This is a genomic window from Corynebacterium jeikeium (assembly GCA_003955985.1).
Taxonomy (GTDB): domain Bacteria; phylum Actinomycetota; class Actinomycetes; order Mycobacteriales; family Mycobacteriaceae; genus Corynebacterium; species Corynebacterium jeikeium_D.
Genome location: CP033784.1, coordinates 2,360,796 through 2,378,559 on the forward strand (window position 1 = coordinate 2,360,796; position 17,764 = coordinate 2,378,559).

16 protein-coding genes and 1 tRNA gene are annotated in these 17,764 nt (G+C 58.1%); 8 read left to right on the forward strand and 9 right to left on the reverse strand.

Annotated features, from left to right (window positions below; translation table 11 throughout):
- Positions 1–2: 2 nt before the first annotated feature.
- Positions 3–677 carry a hypothetical protein gene (locus EGX79_10440; protein AYX82556.1) on the reverse strand — a complete coding sequence of 225 codons (675 nt, stop codon included), beginning with the start codon at positions 675–677 and terminating at the stop codon, positions 3–5.
- Positions 678–724: 47 nt separating this feature from the next.
- Positions 725–1,321, reverse strand: coding sequence for a hypothetical protein (locus EGX79_10445; GenBank protein ID AYX82557.1), 597 nt, complete (start codon positions 1,319–1,321; stop codon positions 725–727).
- A 518-nt stretch (positions 1,322–1,839) separates the two neighbouring features.
- On the opposite strand from EGX79_10445, the gene EGX79_10450 reads away from it, so the two are divergent.
- Entirely contained in the window at positions 1,840–2,031 is a 192-nt protein-coding gene (locus EGX79_10450) for a hypothetical protein (protein AYX82558.1), read from the forward strand.
- Positions 2,032–2,080: 49 nt separating this feature from the next.
- Here the strand turns inward: EGX79_10450 and EGX79_10455 are convergent, their stop codons facing one another.
- Together EGX79_10455 and EGX79_10460 are read right to left on the reverse strand one after the other, a co-directional pair.
- Positions 2,081–2,848 carry an oxidoreductase gene (locus EGX79_10455; protein ID AYX82559.1) on the reverse strand — a complete coding sequence of 256 codons (768 nt, stop codon included), beginning with the start codon at positions 2,846–2,848 and terminating at the stop codon, positions 2,081–2,083.
- Positions 2,848–3,969 (reverse strand): LLM class flavin-dependent oxidoreductase, encoded by a 1,122-nt coding sequence (locus EGX79_10460; protein AYX82560.1) that lies wholly within the window; start codon positions 3,967–3,969, stop codon positions 2,848–2,850. Before EGX79_10460 ends, EGX79_10455 begins: the two co-directional genes overlap by 1 nt.
- Positions 3,970–4,272: 303 nt before the next feature.
- On the opposite strand from EGX79_10460, the gene EGX79_10465 reads away from it, so the two are divergent.
- The 3 genes from EGX79_10465 (at position 4,273) to EGX79_10475 (ending at position 8,312) form a co-directional block, all read left to right on the forward strand.
- Positions 4,273–4,809, forward strand: a complete 537-nt coding sequence (locus tag EGX79_10465) for a polyisoprenoid-binding protein (protein AYX82561.1) — start codon at positions 4,273–4,275, stop codon at positions 4,807–4,809.
- A 277-nt stretch (positions 4,810–5,086) separates the two neighbouring features.
- The gene (locus EGX79_10470) at positions 5,087–6,328 is read left to right on the forward strand and encodes a pyridoxal phosphate-dependent aminotransferase (GenBank protein AYX82804.1); all 1,242 of its coding nucleotides are present in this window, start codon (positions 5,087–5,089) and stop codon (positions 6,326–6,328) included.
- A gap of 496 nt (positions 6,329–6,824) precedes the next feature.
- Positions 6,825–8,312: a YibE/F family protein gene (locus tag EGX79_10475; GenBank protein AYX82562.1), complete on the forward strand. Its 1,488-nt coding sequence runs from the start codon at positions 6,825–6,827 to the stop codon at positions 8,310–8,312.
- On the opposite strand, the gene EGX79_10480 is transcribed toward EGX79_10475, so the two are convergent.
- Both EGX79_10480 and EGX79_10485 read right to left on the reverse strand, forming a co-directional pair.
- Positions 8,309–9,691 (reverse strand): UDP-glucose/GDP-mannose dehydrogenase family protein, encoded by a 1,383-nt coding sequence (locus tag EGX79_10480; protein ID AYX82563.1) that lies wholly within the window; start codon positions 9,689–9,691, stop codon positions 8,309–8,311. The two genes, EGX79_10475 and EGX79_10480, sit on opposite strands and share 4 nt — an antisense overlap.
- Before the next feature lie 201 nt (positions 9,692–9,892).
- Positions 9,893–10,474 carry a dCTP deaminase gene (locus EGX79_10485; GenBank protein ID AYX82805.1) on the reverse strand — a complete coding sequence of 194 codons (582 nt, stop codon included), beginning with the start codon at positions 10,472–10,474 and terminating at the stop codon, positions 9,893–9,895.
- Positions 10,475–10,739: 265 nt separating this feature from the next.
- Between EGX79_10485 and EGX79_10490 the strand changes: the two genes are divergently transcribed.
- Positions 10,740–10,813 (forward strand) — tRNA-Gly (locus EGX79_10490).
- Positions 10,814–10,983: 170 nt separating this feature from the next.
- A complete protein-coding gene (locus tag EGX79_10495) occupies positions 10,984–13,374 on the forward strand; it encodes an MMPL family transporter (protein AYX82564.1) in 2,391 nt (796 codons plus the stop codon).
- A gap of 121 nt (positions 13,375–13,495) precedes the next feature.
- On the opposite strand, the gene EGX79_10500 is transcribed toward EGX79_10495, so the two are convergent.
- The 3 genes from EGX79_10500 to EGX79_10510 are packed head-to-tail and all read right to left on the reverse strand — an operon-like array spanning position 13,496 to position 16,691.
- A complete protein-coding gene (locus EGX79_10500; protein AYX82565.1) occupies positions 13,496–14,137 on the reverse strand; it encodes a DNA-binding response regulator in 642 nt (213 codons plus the stop codon).
- On the reverse strand, positions 14,134–15,303 hold the full coding sequence (locus tag EGX79_10505) for a histidine kinase (GenBank protein ID AYX82566.1): 1,170 nt from the start codon (positions 15,301–15,303) through the stop codon (positions 14,134–14,136). Before EGX79_10505 ends, EGX79_10500 begins: the two co-directional genes overlap by 4 nt.
- 56 nt (positions 15,304–15,359) lie before the next feature.
- Entirely contained in the window at positions 15,360–16,691 is a 1,332-nt protein-coding gene (locus tag EGX79_10510; GenBank protein ID AYX82567.1) for an MFS transporter, read from the reverse strand.
- Between the two features lie 185 nt (positions 16,692–16,876).
- On the opposite strand from EGX79_10510, the gene EGX79_10515 reads away from it, so the two are divergent.
- Together EGX79_10515 and EGX79_10520 are read left to right on the forward strand one after the other, a co-directional pair.
- Positions 16,877–17,356 carry a universal stress protein gene (locus tag EGX79_10515; protein ID AYX82568.1) on the forward strand — a complete coding sequence of 160 codons (480 nt, stop codon included), beginning with the start codon at positions 16,877–16,879 and terminating at the stop codon, positions 17,354–17,356.
- A 195-nt stretch (positions 17,357–17,551) separates the two neighbouring features.
- Positions 17,552–17,746 (forward strand): DUF2613 family protein, encoded by a 195-nt coding sequence (locus EGX79_10520; protein ID AYX82569.1) that lies wholly within the window; start codon positions 17,552–17,554, stop codon positions 17,744–17,746.
- Positions 17,747–17,764: the final 18 nt, after the last annotated feature.

The following is a 17,764-nucleotide window of genomic DNA, read 5'->3' on the forward strand; positions in this document are numbered from 1 at the left end:
TCCTAGTCGTTAATCGTGGCGGATGCCGGGCCGCCGTCACCGGAGTTACCGCTGACAGGCGCCCACTGCTGACGGTGCTCGCCCTCCTTGGTGGTCTTGTGCCAGACCACGAAGCGAGTCGACGGCCCCTTGCCGTTGTACTCACCGAAGTAGGGCTCACCGCGCCACAGGCCGGTCTTCTGGTCACAGGTGCGAACACGGCCAATGAAGGACTTCATGTGCACGCCGTAGTCTGCGCGAACGGTCTCACCGGGGTTGACGGTCACCGGGCCCAGCTTGTCGCCAACCGACCACTGACTGACCTCGACGATGCCGTACTTGTTCTTCACCCCGTGGAGGAACACGTCCCACATATTTCCGGAGCTCATGGCCTTCACAGACTCGTTGACTCCCTCTGTCACCTCGAGGGTGTACTGAATAGGGCGGTCAGTGCGGTTGGTGAATGAGTTAGTGCCGTTGTAGCGGTCCCATTCGTCGGTAATCCACTGTTCCCAGGGGTGACGCTTGGCATCCTTGACCGGGTCACATTTATCCGTATTGGTGAAACCGGTGTGGTGCTCATCCTGGTCAGGGGTCTGGGTCAGCGGGGTCGCCGCGGCCTGTCCAACGATGCCTGGTGCAAGAAGACTTGCACCCATCACCGCGCAGGCCAGGGCCTTCTTTTTCAGGCTCAACATGGAGAAACTTCCTTCTGCTTCGAGGTCTTAAAGAGGCTCAGCCCGTCTTAGACGGCGTACTCCTTGACCTGTGCCGGAGCAGCACCGTCGACGGAGCGATCAGCTTCGTTGGCGCGCATGGAAACGCGAATGTGGCGCTCCTTCGGGATGGTGCCCCAGTACGGACGACCTGCGTCGATCCACTTTCCGCCCTTACAGGTCAGGTGAGTACCTTCGAAGGACTGGTTCAGGAAGCCATACTCCAGAACACCGGTGTAGCCAGGCTTGACTGGGTACGGGCCGAGGGTCTGGCCAACTTCCCAGGTCTGAGTGGACTGGTAGCCGGCGCTAAAGGTGACATGGAAGAGCTTGAGCAGGTCGAAGTCGACCGAACCGCCGACATTCCAGGACTTGGTCTTGCCCTCCTTCAGGGTCTGGGTCAGCGGCAGGTCGGTGTCGCCGTAGTTAGCGACAGTCGCAGTACCTTCGACCTCGAACTTCGAGCCGGTGATCTTCAGGGACTGGCCGGACTGGCCTTCAACGGAGCAGGTGCCACCGACGGTGCCCGGGGTAGGGGCTGGGGCAGCTTCGGCCATCGGGGCGACAGCCAGCGAGGACATGGTAACCAGGGCTGCAATGGAGCCGGAGAGCAGGGTCTTCTTCACGGCGAAATCCTTTCAGGATGTGACGAGCAACTCGTAAGGAAATACTTGAACTGACACCTGCAAAGGTAAGTCGAAATTCAGCGTTTTGTAATGGAAAATTTTCGACTGGCTTTACGACGGCCGCAGCAATTATCCACATAGTAAAAATGGAATCTCACCGATTTCTGCCACGCGAAAATACGACATCTAATTGACCCTGACCAGCGATTATGGGCGCCACAATAAGATTTCGGCGATCAATTTAAACGCATTAGAACTACACCTTTTGAACCAATTCAAAAATGCCTCGGTCGGCCACTTGGTACTAGACAATCAACATTTCGGCCACTAGCCCACCTACATAAAGACACCAGAGAGTAGCCGAATGGCCACCCCCAGGCGCGGGCAGGTAGAGAGACCTCCACACTTCACACTCTTGATTAAATAGTTATGATTTCTTTATTAATCACTGGCGAAGTCCGGCAGTCCACAAAGCCCTGACACTTTGCCGAGGCAGATATCTTTCGGAGTACTACCTAATGTTTCGACGCACTTCTGTTCTTGCTACCACCATTGCATCCGCAGCACTTTCCCTGGGCGCGCTGACCGGCGCCCCGGCCGCTACCGCAGCACCGACAGCTACGACCAGCAGCGACGACCTGCAGGTTAAGGAATACGCTCTTTCCGATACCTTCTCTTGCGACTACTACAACCTGCCGTGGTGCCGCTAAAGAGCGCTGACGCCGCCCTCCCCTGCCCTCCCTTCACGTGAGCGCACGGCTACTTCGCGGTACCGTCGAGCCCCTCTAGCAGCGTGGCAAAATCCGTGACGTTAGTATCCACCCGCGTGTTTGTACTGCGTCGCCTGTTCGGCGCGCTGGCACCCTGATTCCCCTCGCTGGCCCCGCCCGCTGAATGCGCTGCACCCTTTTCTTCAGCTTCGTTCCCAAAATCTGGACCAAAACCGACTACTGCCGAGCGAACACCGACAAGGTACTCGGCAAGCTCACGAGCTGCACGCACGACGCGATTGTTCATCTCCGCGCCGGACACTCCGCCGGCGCCATTTCCGGCACCATCGCCAGCGCCAAAGTCCTCAGTGGCTGCAAATACAGCAGTCGGCATAACGGTGCCGCGAAGGTAGCTAAACAGCGGACGCATCGCATACTCCAGCACCAATGAATGCCGCGCTGTGCCAGCCGTCGCAGCAATAATGACCGGCATGGAGGTCAGCGCATCCTTATCCAGGGCGTCGAAAAACATTTTGAACAGCCCCGAGTAGGATGCTGCGAACACCGGGGTCGCGGCAATCAATCCATCAGCACCGCTGACAGTATCGAGGGCGGCGCGCAATTTTTCGTCGTAAAGCCCTGTGGACATCGCCGTGCCGAGGCTGACAGCGAGTTCGCGCAGCTCGACGTACTCGATCTCGAGGCCTTCGCCGCGCTTGGAGACCTGCACGTTAACAGCTTCCGCGATGCGATTGGCAAGGATGCGCGTGGTTGATGGATCGGAAACACCGGCACTTACGACGACGAGCTTTTTCACTACTGATTCCTTTCAGCCGGGCGGACGAGAAGGTGCGGGGAATCTGCGCCCTCGGCAACCAGCGAGGCGTGCGTCGGCGGGTCGGAAGGCACGTGCGCCGGACGGCGGCGCTCGAACTCTTCACGCAGGACCGGAACGATTTCGGTTCCCAGGATTTCAACCTGCTCCAACGCCATTTCCAGCGGCAGGCCGGCGTGATCGATAAGGAAGAGCTGACGCTGGTAGTCGCCAACGGCGTCTGCATAGCCCAGGTAACGTTCGATGATTTGCTCAGGCGTGCCGACGGTCAGTGGAGTGATGTTCTCGAATTCTTCCAGAGATGGCCCATGTCCATAGACCGGGGCATTGTCGAAGTATGGGCGGAAAATCTCCTTGGCCTTCTTCTCCGTCTCAGCGGCGAAGACCTGACCGCCAAGCCCGACGATTGCCTGATCAGCAGCACCATGACCGTAGTGCTCATAGCGCTGGCGGTAGAGATTGACCATGGCTGTGGTGTGCTCGATATTCCAGAAAATGTGATTATGGAAGAAGCCGTCCCCATAGAAGGCGGCCTGCTCAGCAATCTCAGTGGAGCGGATTGAGCCGTGCCACACGAAAGGTGCTACACCGTCGAGCGGGCGCGGTGTGGACGTAAATGACTGCAGCGGAGTGCGGAATTGACCTTGCCAATCCACATTCTCCTCACGCCAAAGGGTGCGCAGCAGGTGATAGTTCTCGATGGCCAGCGGAATTCCCTTGCGAATATCCTTGCCAAACCACGGATAAACAGGCCCGGTGTTGCCGCGGCCCATCATGAGATCAATGCGACCTTCGGAAAGGTGCTGGAGGTAGGCGTAATCCTCGGCGATGCGCACGGGGTCGGTGGTGGTAATCAGCGTTGTCGAAGTCGACAGAATCAGATTTTCGGTCTGTGCTGCGAGGTTGGCTAATAAAATCGGCGGATTCGCCGGTGCCACAAACGGTGGATTGTGGTGCTGGCCAGTAGCAAATACATCGAGGCCGACCTCTTCGGCCTTCTTCGCTAGGGCGACAGTTGCCTTAATGCGCTCATGTTCAGTAGGGATTTGTCCAGTCGTGGGATCTTTTGTGACGTCGCCAATTGTAAAAATTCCGAATTGCATAATTCTCAATCCTAAATAGCAGTTGTTGACATGTCAACGCCTGTTATGCTGGGCATAAGCACTTAAAACGACTCCATATGAACCGCCTCCAACCAAAGGAGCCTCGCCCAGCCATGACAAAACCCCGAACCGATCGCCCGACCGGATGTGCGCTTCTAAAAAATATTCGGCATTTTCTTTGACCTTTGTTGACACATCATCACATCTAGAGTTATCGTTGACACGTCAACACCGGAAGTTGGTTCCGGCGGACAAAAATACTTCGAAACATTCGAGATACTTTTAACTTTTAGGAGATTCACTATGGCTCTTCAGTCTGGCAACTACGTTCTTGATGCACAGCACTCCACCGTTGGATTCACCGTTCGTCACGCAATGATCACTAAGGTCCACGGTCAGTTCACTGAGTTTGAGTCCGTTATTAATTTTGATGCCGACAAGCCGGAGAATTCCACGGCAAAGGCGACCATTCAGGCGAACTCCATCAACACCAACAATGAAGAGCGCGACAACCACCTGCGCTCGAAGGACTTCTTCGGCACCGACGAAAACCCGACCTTCGAATTCGTTTCCACCGCTATCGAGCTCCAGAGCGAAGAAAAGGCCACCGTTACCGGCGACCTAACCATCAACGGCATCACCAAGCCGGTCACCCTGGATGTCGACATTTTCGGCTCCGCTGAAGACCCATGGGGTCAGACTCGCGTTGGCTTCGAGGCAGCCACCAAGATTGACCGCACCGATTTCGGCATCGATTACAACGCTCCTATTAAGACTGGCGGCCTGCTCCTTGGCAACGAGATTTCCCTGCAGATCGACGGCTCCGCAGTTAAGCAGTAACTAGCAGCCAGAACCCCAGCTGCCCGCACCCCAGTAAAGCGTCCTGCATCCTCATGCAGGGCGCTTTTGCGCAATCAATGTGCAATTAATCTGCCCCCGCTGTGAGAAAAGCATGGTGCGGGAGCAAAAAAGTGGCATGCTTAGACAGGTGAGTTCCAGTAAAGACACTTCCCAGGGCACCGAAACCACCAACGAGACAACGCAGGACGCTCAGGCTGCGCAGGCCGCTCAGGCCGAGCAGTCCCGTGCTGCCCGTGTTGCCGCCCGTCGTGGAAACATCAGGGCACCTCGCCGCACTCCACTGAAGACACTGGACCAATCCTCCAAGCTGCAGAACGTCCTCTACGACATTCGCGGTCCGGTGACTACTCTCGCCGAACAGATGGAGGCCGACGGCCACCGCATCATGATGCTCAACACCGGCAATCCGGCAAAGTTCGGCTTTGATGCACCTGACACCATCGTGCAGGACATGGTCCGCGCCCTCCCCCACGCACAGGGCTACTCCGAGTCCAAGGGTATTTACTCCGCACGCCGTGCCGTCGTCACGCGCTATGAGATGGACCCGGACTTCCCCCGTTTCGACGTCAACGACGTCTGGCTGGGCAACGGCGTCTCCGAGCTGATTTCCATCACCACGCAGGCGCTGCTCAACGAGGGCGATGAGGTCCTCATTCCAGCTCCGGATTACCCGCTCTGGACTGCAGCAACCACCCTCGCCGGCGGCAAGGCCGTCCACTACACGTGCGATGAGGAGAATAACTGGGCCCCGGATGTCGAAGACATTCGCTCGAAGGTGACGGATCGCACGAAGGCTATTGTCATCATCAACCCGAACAATCCGACCGGCGCGGTCTACACACGCCAGACGCTCGAAGCCATCGTCGATATCGCTCGTGAGCACTCACTCCTGCTGCTTTCCGACGAAATCTACGACCGCATCCTCTACGACGATGCAGAGCACATTTCCACTGCCTCCTTGGCCCCGGATTTGCTCTGTATCACCTTCAACGGCTTGTCCAAGACCTACCGTGTGGCCGGTTACCGCGCGGGCTGGATGGTGCTGACTGGCCCGAAGCGCCACGCAGAGGGCTTTATCGAGGGCATCAACTTGCTGGCCAGCACCCGTCTATGCCCGAATGTCCCTGCTCAACACGGCATTCAGGTGGCACTCGGCGGCTACCAGTCCATCGAGGACTTGATCTTGCCAGGCGGTCGCCTGCTGGAGCAGCGCAATGTCGCCTACGAGGGACTGACCTCAATTCCGGGCGTAAGCTGCGTGAAGCCGATGGGAGCAATGTACGCATTCCCGAAGCTGGATCCGAACGTCTACGAAATTCACGATGACGAGAAGCTGATGCTCGACATCCTGCGTGAAGAGAAGATCCTGATGGTCGGCGGCTCTGGCTTCAACTACCCGACGCCGGATCACTTCCGAATTGTCACCCTGCCGTGGGCACGCGACCTGAAGGAAGCTATCGAGCGCCTAGGCAACTTCCTGGTCAGCTACAAGCAATAGCAGTACTTAAGGTTGCGCACGCTACTGGTTCTGCCCTTCTCACATATCGATGCGCTATTCACTTATGGACACACTGGAGCGCATCGATGAGTGAGTATTGCATCGATAGGTGGGCCATAGCGCTGATGACTACGGCTCGGCGCGCCGGAATGGCGGTACGCCTTCCGGTGCTGGTGCAGCGATTAGGTTATTAAGGGTGGGCAGGCATTCAAAAGATTCAATGAACTCTGACAACCAGCAACCTTTTCGCGTTGCTCCGGGTTCCGACATAGGTGCGCATCTCGACGTACTGAAGAACTCGAACAGCGGCTCCCCTACCGGCCGGTTCCGGGCTGTCAATACCGCGAATCAACCCAACTCTGCAACTTCGGCTGCCCCAGCACGACATGCAGAGCCTGCCGCACATTCAAAACCAGCACCGGCACGGCAAAACGAACCTGCGCAAGCCAAACCAAAACCAACGAAACCGCGGCACAACCCCACAAGAGCACGTCGCTTGCTGGCCACAGTTCTCACAGTTGCTGGTATTGCCACTTTCCTCGCAGTGATTGGGCTCTGGCCATCGGGTGAAGCTCCGAGCCCAGGGCCGGGATTCCTGCAGTCACAGACGTCAGCTGCAGAGACGGTTAAGGGAACCGTCGTAAAGCACAGCGTCGGCGCGTGCAATTCGCCTGACAACGGACGCGTCTTCGATGACCAGCCGCGGCCAGGACTGGCGGCCTCCCTCAATGACCCCGCGGCGCCGAAGTGCCAGCTCTCGGTCATTGAGCTGACCTCGGGTCCAGACGAGGGCAAGAAGACTCTGCTGGAAGCATCCGGCCTTCCCGGCGAGATTGAGCTGGAGGAGGGAGACAAGGTCGTCCTGGCAATTCACCGTCCAAACGCGGCCGGTACCGGAGCTGTCGACAATGGTGCCGTGCCGGATCCGGGGTTGATGACACCGGCTCCCGGCGTTGTTCCCGCGCCTGCCCCTGAGGGCGCAGAGGGTGAGCCTGCTCCTGATGCAGAGGCTCCGGCACCAGCTCCAGCCCCGGAGCAGGAACCAGCACCTGAATCCGACGCAGAAGTCCCCGCTGCCCCCGCTGCCCCCGAAGCTCCTGCTCCTGCCACCGACACTAATGTCGTCGACCTCGCGCCCGATCAGGTTGTCGACACCGCTAGCATCGGCAACACCTACACCTTCCTGGACATGGATCGCACCACGACCATCTGGATGTGGCTCGGCGCAGCGGTGCTGCTCATCATCCTCGTCGGCATGACTCGCGGAGTCTTGAGCCTCATTGGTCTTGGCATCACGCTGGCCGCAGTGATGGGATTCCTGGTTCCGGCACTGCTACGCGGTGGCGATCCTGTGGCCTTAGCCATCACGGCGGGCGCGGCGATCCTCTTCCCGGTGCTCTTCCTCGTACATGGCATCAATTGGAAGTCAGCTTCCGCACTGGCGGGAACACTCACCACGATGGTGTTGGCGGCGGGCCTGGCCAACCTCGCAATCTCCACGTCACAGCTACGTGGTCTCGGCAACGAGGACAACCTGCTCATTCAGCTTTACCTGCCTGACGTCTCCGTCACAGGTCTGCTTCTGGCGGGATTCATCATCGGCGCGTTGGGCGTGCTTAACGACGTCACCATCGCCCAGGCCTCGACCGTCCAGGAGCTTTACGAAGCAGCTCCGCGGTCGCGGCCTATGGAGGTCTTCCGCTCGGCAATGCGCGTCGGTCGCGACCACATCGCGTCGATGGTCTACACACTGGTACTGGCGTACCTCGGCACCGCACTGCCGCTATCGATTTTGTTAAGCGTCTCCGACCGGCCGCTGATGCAGTCGTTGACCTCCGATGTCGTGGCCACAGAGCTGCTGCGTTCCACCATCGGTGCGGTGGCTTTGGTACTCGCAGTGCCGATTACCACCCTCATCGCCGCCTATACCGTGGCCCCGGAGGGTATGAAGTTTCCGAAGCGCTCGAGGGCGGCTAGCATTTAGCCGCGGCCGAGGCAGGTGACATCCCAGCCTGCGGCACGCCACTGGTCGGCTGGCAGGCAGTTGCGGCCGTCGAGCACTGCTGCACGCTTGACCAGCTTCTTCGCAGCCACCGGGTCGATGTCGCGGAACTGCTGCCACTCGGTGGCGACGACAACCATCTCCGTGCCTTCCAGGGCAGCTTCGATGCTCGGTGCGTACTCCAAGGTCGGGAAATTCTTCTTGGCGTTCTCCATGGCCTGCGGGTCATAAACACTCACCGAAGCGCCCGCCAGAGACAGCGAACCAGCAATCGACAGCGCCGGGGAGTCACGCACATCGTCAGAGTTCGGCTTGAAAGCCGCACCCAGCACGGTCACGGTGTGGCCGAGCAGCGAGCCGCCGAAGCTACCACGCACCAGGTCAACGGTCTTTTCACGGCGACGCATGTTAATCGCATCGACCTCACGCAGGAAGGTCAGCGCCTGGTCAACGCCCAGCTCACCGGCGCGGGCCATGAATGCGCGGATATCCTTCGGCAGGCAACCGCCGCCGAAGCCCAGACCCGCGTTGAGGAAGCGGCGGCCAATTCGGGCATCCATACCGATGGCGTCGGCAAGCGTGGTGATATCCGCACCTGTGACCTCACAGATTTCGGAGACCGCGTTGATGAAGGAAATCTTGGTGGCGAGGAATGCATTCGCCGACACCTTCACCAGCTCTGCGGTGGCAGTGTCCGCGACGATAAGCGGCGTCTCGCGCTCGAAGATAGGACCGAAGCACTCGCGCAGGCTGTCCTCAGCGATTGACTCGACCTCCTGACCAGCACCATTGAGGATCATGCCCGGCTTCTGGGTGCCCAGCACCACACGGTCCGGCTCCAGGGTGTCCTTTACCGCGAAGCCCTCGCGCAGGAACTCCGGGTTCCAGGCGATCTCGAGGCTGGTGTTCTTCAACTGCTCATCACCGGCTGCGGCGCGCTCACCGATCATCTTCGCAGCTAGCTCCTGCAGGCGCGGTGCGGTACCGACGGGCACAGTGGACTTACCAAACACTAGATGCTTGCCGACGACGCGCTTAGCCAATTCGGTAATAGCCGCGTCCACATAGCGAACATCGGCTGCGTACGAGCCCTTGACCTGCGGAGTTCCGACACCTACGAAGTGGACGTTCGCAAATTCAACAGCCTCGTCGTAGTTAGTGGTGAAACGTAGTCGCCCCGACTCAACGTGCTTCTTTAGCAGTTCGGGCAAGCCGGGTTCAAAGAAAGGAACTTGGCCTGCGGACAATGCCTCAATCTTGGCGGGATCAACATCTACGCCGAGAACCTCGTGGCCTAACTCCGCCATCGCCGCGGCATGAGTGGCGCCTAGGTAACCCGTACCAATAACCGTAATACGCATAAGGGCTATTATTTATCGAAAGATAAAAGGCCATCAAGCCGATTTAACCCTTAAATGGTGTGAACTAAAGGCCCATATTTAGGCTTTTCACCTGCGAAAACTCTTTATTGAACAATTGTTTCCATTTCTTCACCGAGAATTCACTCGGGGCTATTCACAATTCATTTATATTCCGAGTTCATATCCCGAGTTTCAGGTGCCTTATTCCTCATCGCGGAAGTTCAGGTACGCACGCGACGGCGTCGGGCCGCGCTGCCCCTGATACTTCGAACCGAGCTTGCCGGAACCGTAAGGCACCTCTGCCGGCGAGGACATCTTGAACAGTGCCAGCTGGCCGACCTTCATGTTCGGCCACAGTGCGATAGGCAAGTTCGCCACATTGGATAGCTCCAGCGTGATGTGGCCTGAAAACCCTGGGTCAATAAAGCCGGCGGTCGAGTGCGTTGCCAGGCCCAGACGCCCCAGCGAAGACTTACCTTCCAGGCGGCCTGCTAGGTGCGGAGGAATAGTGAAGTACTCCAGGGTCGATGCCAGGACGAATTCGCCCGGGTGAAGAATGAAGGGCTGCCCTTCTGGAACCTCGTGCGGGGACGTCAGTTCTTCCTGCGGCAACTTCGGATCGATGTGCGTGTACTGCGAGTTGTTAAAAACTCGGAAGAACTTGTCCAGACGCACGTCGATGGACGAAGGCTGAATCATCTTCGGGTCAAAAGGATCAATGCCGAGATGGCCGGAGCCTTCGGCATCGATAGCGGCACGAATATCACGATCTGAGAGCAACACATAGACCAGCTTAACCGCTCTGTAATACACAGCGTGTGCGGGTTACAGGATATGCCCGCACTGAATCCCCCGGGAAGGACTGGATAAGGTCCTACAAGGAGATCAGCGATTAACCCGAAAAGACGGACAGAGGGTCTTCAAGACCAATTTTTTCGACACGAATCGAGAGTGCTACATTGAAGTTACAGAGGGCGACTGATTGCCTGCATGCCACACCTACTGTGCCAATCCCGTGGCGTGCTTTTAATCATTCCGCCTACTGTGTGCCGATGTAGTTCAATGGTAGAACTCCTGCTTCCCAAGCAGGCGGCGCGGGTTCGATTCCCGTCATCGGCTCCGCCCAATGAGGCTCAGCGTCAAGCTGAGCCTCATTTTTGTTTCCGCTGTTTTCAGCTACATCCCGCGGTACCACAACAACCAAACAACTCCGATTAGCACATCCGAGTAACACTCTTGCACAGCACAAACCCATTAGAAACTACTTCTGAAATCATGTAAGTGTTACTGCTATGGCTTCCTTTTTGTACAAAATCGGTAGATCCGCTTATCTTCACCGCTGGCGATTCCTCATTGTATGGCTGCTGCTCATCGCGGGCATGGGTACCGCGACGGCAACGCTGTACAGCGGCACGTCTGAGAACTTCACCTTTCCCGGCCTTGAGTCAGTTGAAACTCAAGAAGAGATTCAGCAGCGCTTTGCCACCGATGAAGATCAGCTAAGCGCACCCACGGGCACTGTGGTCATTCAAGCTCCAGAAGGCAAGACCCTCGAGGACCCAGCTATTGCAGGCGAGGTCGATGAGCTCGTCGCCGCAATGCGGAGCACCGAAGGGCTGACGAAGACCGAAGAAATTGTCCCGCCCATCATGGCGGCTGAGGGGATGAAGCAGCAGGCCATCCCGGCAATGCAAGCTCAGGGATTCCCTGAGGAGCAGATCAATTCGAACCTGGAGGCCGTCTCCCCACTGAGTGCCGATAAGACCACCGGCACCATTTCCGTGACTTTCGATGCTGCGACCAGCATGGATATCGAAAGTGGAGTCCGGGATGCGTTCACGGAAACCGTCGAAAAGCACAAGGGCGATCTGAACGTCGCCTGGTCCGGTAACGCGTTCCAAATGAGCGAGATTTCCGCCACTGCGGAGATTATCGGCATCATCGTGGCCGCAATCGTGCTCATTGTTGCCTTCGGAAGCTTCGTCGCCGCTGGACTGCCGCTGCTGTCGGCTGTCATCGGCCTGGGAATTGGCATGGCGGGCATCTTCGCCGCCACCGCTTTCACCGACACCATCTCCACCATGACACCGACGCTGGCGTCGATGATTGGTCTGGCTGTCGGCATCGACTACGCGCTGTTTATCGTGGCTCGCTTCCGCAACGAGCTGGTTGCACACGTCGATGGCTCGAACCTTGAGCCGAAGGAACTGGCCGCCGAGCTCAAGAAAATCCCACGCGAGGAGCGTGCACATCTGGCGGGCCTGGCCGTCGGCAAGGCTGGTTCCGCAGTGGTATTCGCAGGCCTCACCGTGCTGATTGCTCTTGCGGCACTGTCGATCATCAACATCCCGTTCCTGACCGCAATGGCGCTGGCCGCAGCATTTACCGTCGCTATGGCGGTGCTCGTTGCCATCACGTTGCTGCCGGCTATTCTCGGCCTGTTCGGCACCAAGGTTTTCGCCGGTCGCGCGCCATTTGTGAAGGCACCGGACCCGGAGAACGACACCCCGACCATGGGCCTGAAGTGGGTCCGCATCGTGCGCAAGCGTCCGCTGGCGTTCGTCCTGGGCACGGCAGTTGTCCTAATCCTGCTGGCCATCCCGGCTACCAACCTCCGTTTGGCCATGCCTTCTGACGGCATGATGGCCAAGGGCACTCCTAACCGCACGGCCTACGAAATGACCGAAGACGCTTTCGGCCCCGGCCGCAACTCCCCGATGATTGCGCTGGTGGACTACAAGGATCTCGCCGCACCGGAAAAGCAGAACGCCATGATGGCTGCCCTGACGGAGCTGCAGAGCGTCGATGGTGTGGTAAATGCTCAGGTCATCGCCACCAATGGCAATCCGCAGGATCCGAGCGATCTCGGTGATGCCGCCCAGGTTCTAATCACCCCGGCGTACAGCGCGACCGATGACCGCGCTGCTGACCTGCTGCAGTCCATCCGCGATACAGAGGACAAGTACAACGAGGACACGGGCGCCCGCTACTCCATCACCGGTGTTTCGCCCATGTACGAGGACATCTCGCAGCGGCTTTCCGACGTGCTGTTGCCCTACATCGGCATCGTGCTGGTCCTGGCCTTCCTGCTGTTGATGCTCGTCTTCCGCTCCATCTGGGTACCACTGGTGGCAGCTCTCGGCTTCGCACTGTCTGTGGCCGCAACCTTTGGTGTCACGGTGGCTCTGTGGCAGGAGGGCGCCCTGGGCATCATCGATGACCCGCAGCCGCTGATTTCCTTCCTGCCGATCATGCTGATTGGTATCGTCTTCGGCCTGGCCATGGACTACCAGGTGTTCCTGGTTACCCGTATGCGTGAGGGCTGGGCGCACGGCAAGACAGCTGCTAATGCAACGTCCAACGGTTTCAAACACGGTGCTCGCGTGGTCACCGCTGCGGCACTGATTATGATTTCGGTGTTCGCCGCCTTCATCCTGATGGATGAACCGTTCATTAAGGTCATGGGCTTTGCCCTGGCAGCCGCAGTTCTCTTCGATGCCTTCATCGTCCGCATGACATTCATCCCGGCCATGATGTTCCTGCTCGGCGAGCGCGCCTGGAAGATTCCGCGCTGGTTGGACAAGATCCTCCCATCCGTGGATGTGGAGGGTGAGAACCTCAATAAGCAGTTCGGAAATGCTGAGGTGACCACTACAACTGAGGTAGCTACTGAAGCCAAGTAGCACCAGCTAGACAGCCATAAGCCCCGCCTCGACTCCAGTTTCGGAGGAGTCGGTGCGGGGCTTTTGCCTACGTGCGGGGCTTTTGCGCGGGCACGGTTTATACCAAAGACAACGGCAAAGCCTAAGTCGATGGCGCGGTATATCTCAGCCACCGCAACACTGCTTTGACACGACGGTTGTTATCTTCCGGTTGGAAGCCGAGCTTTAAAAACACATTCGCCACATGTTTACTCACAGCGCCTGCGGTTAGTACCAGGCGTTTTTCCATTTCCTTATTACTGAGCCCCTGCGCCATCAGGTCGAGCACTTCGCGCTCACGTGGAGTCAGCTCGGCGATGCCGTCCTGCTTTGCGGCCAGTAGCGTCGAAACCACTTCAGGATCGACCACGGTACCGCCGCCGCGGACCTCTTCCAGTACTGCGACGAAGTGCTCGACATCTGAGACACGTTCTTTCAGCAAGTACCCAAAGCCACCATGCTGCAGCAGGCAATCCAGGTAGCTGGCCGCCACGTATTGGCTGAGCACGACAACCGGCTGGTCGGGGTTGACCTGGCGAAGTGTGGAGACCGCGAGCAGTCCGTCGTCACGCATGTTCGGCGGCATCCGGACATCGGTGACGATGACATCGAACGCCTGCTCTTCGGCGGTGGCGAGCAGCTGATCTGCATCGCCGACGGCGACGACCTCGTGCCCCAGTGCCCGCAGCAGGCCGGTCAGCCCCTCGCGCAGGAGTACGGAGTCCTCTGCCAGCAGTACTTTCATCGCGTCCTTCCTTGGCGAATCGGCAGTTCCAGCAGCAATTGGGCTCCACCGTCGGCGTTGGTGAGTTCCACGGTTCCACCGAGCGCTGCCGCCCGTTCGCGCAGGCCCGCAATGCCGGTTCCACTGTCATGCTTTACGACGTCTACAGCGTCTGCACTCGTTGGTTTTTCCAGGCCTTCGCCATTGTCGTGCACAGTGACCGTAAGCGTACCCAGATGGGACACGAGCGCCTTCTTCGGAGCCTGAACCGCGAGAGTGATATCAGCTCGATCGGCATGGCCATGCTTGGTGGCGTTGGTCAGCCCCTCCGCTGCGCAGTGGTAAGCGAGCAGCGCTGTGGTTTCATCAATCGGGCCGAAGTCGGAGACACCGTCCTCACGAACAGAAACCTCCATGCCAGAGTGCGCTGCCAATTCCTCTACTGCTGCGACTAAGCCATTTTCGAAAAGCACTGGCGGGGCAATGCCAAGCACCACGGAGCGCAGCTGCGCAAGAGCCTGCGTTGCATTGCGGTCGGCGGCGGAGAGCGCCTCGGCTACTTCTTCTTCAGTCTTACCCATGCGAGCAGCAGCGATGTTGAGTTTCAAGGCGGTCAGGTGTTGCTGCGGACCGTCGTGAAGCTCGCGCTCAATGCGACGGCGCTCGCCTGAGAAGGAGTCGATGAGCACATCGCGGGACTGGCTGACTTCCTCACTGGATGGTGCGAGGATGACGCGAGAGAGCCAAATGGACAGCAGGCCGGCACCGAGGTTGATGGCGATGGTCAGCACCAAAAAGACGATGGCGAAAACCCAGGCAACCCCGATTTTCTGTGTGGGGTCAGTCAGAGTCCAGCTGAAAAACTGCACTTCATCAACCAGGAATGGTGCAGCGAAGAGCACTCCGACAGTGAACCCGCCGCCGACCCACGCTGTGAAGGTGACAAAGCCAATGGCCAACTGCACGAGCAGGTTGACGAAGTTGCGGATGTCGAACCAGCGATTGGTCACGCGGTTGGCGATTGGGGTGCCGGACCACGATGCTGCCCAGCGGGAGAGCCAATCGGCACCGCGGCCAATGAGCGGAATCCAGGGCAGAAGAAAAGCGGAGACAATCAATCCCGGAATGAACAGCAGTCCGAGAATAAAACTCCAGGCCAGCGCGATTAAATTCGTTTTCTTTGTCATAGGTTCAAAGCTAAGTTGGCCCGTGTCCAAATACAGTGGAGCTAACTCCCCTAAATTCAGTCGAGCTGAATACGTCCCGGCTTCTTTTCGCCGATACCTCGATCGGCCAGTTCGTCATCAATGTACGTTGGCCGACCGACAATCAACCCAAGCACTGCTAGCACCACCGTGGTGCCAAGCAGCACGACCAGAATCGGCGTCCACGCTTCCGTCGTTCCAGCGGCCACACCCACCAGGAATGGCCCGACTGCGGAGAAAATGTAGCCGATTGGCTGCACGAAGCCGGACAGTCGCGCGGTCAGCTCATGGCTGCGCGTGCGGCCCGGAATCAGCGCGATGGCCATGGGGAAACAAAAACCACCTACACCCAGCAGGAATGCAGCGCCAATGGCGTACCCCACACCAGTTTCCGCCGCTCCCCGCTGGTCGATCAGAATCATCAACGCATACCCGAGGAAGAAAAGGCAGCCGAGACCAAAGGCGACGTAGGACATGGTGCGGAGCCGTGCAATCAGCGGCGGCATCAGCAAACCGCCGATGATGCCCAGCCCTTGAACAATCATGGACGCTGCAGTGGCTATGTTTACGCTGATGCCTGCGTCGATAAGCATTTTCGGCATCCAGCCCATGAGCACGTAGGCGTTCATCGACTGCACGCCGAAGAAAACTGCCAGCGCAATGGCTGTCGGTGACTTCCAGATTGGTGTGCTTGCCGAGGCACTGACCGGCGCCTTCGGGTAGTCGAATCCGATGCGTGCACACAGCGGCAACCACACGACGAGCTGCACCAGGGCGGTGATTGCCCATGCGGCAAGCGCCCAGCGCCACATTTCGATACCACCTGCAGATGTCTCGGGAGAATCGCTAATCAAAAATGCCGTCGCCGGCCCCAGTCCACCGCCGAGGGCAAGCATGCTGGAGTACAGCATCATCAGCACGACCGTTTGGCGACCGCCGTGCACCTTAATCCACGCAGGTAGCAGCACATTTCCCAGTGCAATGCCCGCAACCGACAACGCGGTAAACAACAGGAATAGCCAGATGCTGCTCACCCACGGGCGCACCGCAAGGCCGACGAATAGCAACGTCGCAGACAGTGTAAGCGCGCCGCTTAAGCCCATCCGCTTGCCGACGGACACCGCGGACAACCCAATCGCGAAAAACGCGAGCCCCGGAATGGCCGTAATCAGACCACCAAAGGCGGAGGATGCGCCGAGGTCGGAGAGGAGCTGATCGAGCACCGGACCAATCGACGCAATACTCGGGCGCAAGTTCAGCGCCGCAACGATTACGGCGATAACAAGAACGGGAACGCTGAGCGCGATGACATTCTTCGAGGCCCCAGAAGCTTTTGGTTGAGGTTGCCCTGGATTTTGTTCTGCTGCCATAACAATGGACGTTACCGCTTCCTGTTAATGACTCTCTAGCTGATTCAAGCCGCTCGTTCGGAGTAGCTTTAAAGATTGACGTACTCGATGTCGCTGTTGTCCTATCCTGGATTACAGCGACATCTCTTTTTCTGTATCTATTGACAGTTTTTCGGCTATCTCTGACGTAAGGATTGAACTCGAAAATGGTTGAACCGATTTCTGATTCCATGCTCATTGCCTACGACGGCTCCGACGAAGCCAAGCGGGCGCTGGCCTACGCCGGAAAACTGCTGCGCGTTAAGAAGGCCTACATTCTGACGGCCTGGGAGCCTCTACAGCGTGCTGCAGCACGCACTGCTGGCGCCTCTGGCATGATGCAGCCCGACTGGGACGCCACTACTGAAGACGGCGATCCCGCTCACGACGAGGCCGTCCGTATTTGCCGTGAGGGTGTGCAGATTGCCGCTGAGGCCGGCTTCGTCGCGGAGCCCTACTTGGTAGAGACTGAAACTACTATCTGGTCGGCCATCGTCGATGCAGCTCACGACCTCGATGCGGGCGTGATTATCTCCGGCACTCGCGGTGTGACTGGCTTGCGTGGTCTGTTTACCGCCTCGACCTCTGACGCGTTGCTGAAGAATGCTGGCCGCCCGGTCCTCGTCGTTCCCGGGGAAAAGGAATAATTTCTAGAAAATTTTTAAAAACTTACTTAGCTGATAGAAAATGGGTTAATCTCTCAACTAAGAAACTCAATGACCGCTGAAACCACCCAAAATTCAAGGCAGGGAGAGATTCCCAGCTGTTTCACTGGTTTACAGATGTCACAGAGTGTAGTTTTATAAACAGTATTGACTTAATGCACACGAGGAGTCCTCAACATGGCATACGAAACTGATTCCGAGCAGCGTCGTAGCGTTGGCCCTGCCCTGGCCTCGGCGCTCATTGGCGCCCTTCTCGGTGGTGCCGCTATCTTCGGCATCGGCCAGGCTCTGACCGAAGACCGAATTCCGGAAGCACAGGCTGTTTCCACCGATGACGCTCTGCTTGGCGGTGTCGAGTACGGTCAGCGTTAAGTCTTTAACGCTAACCCT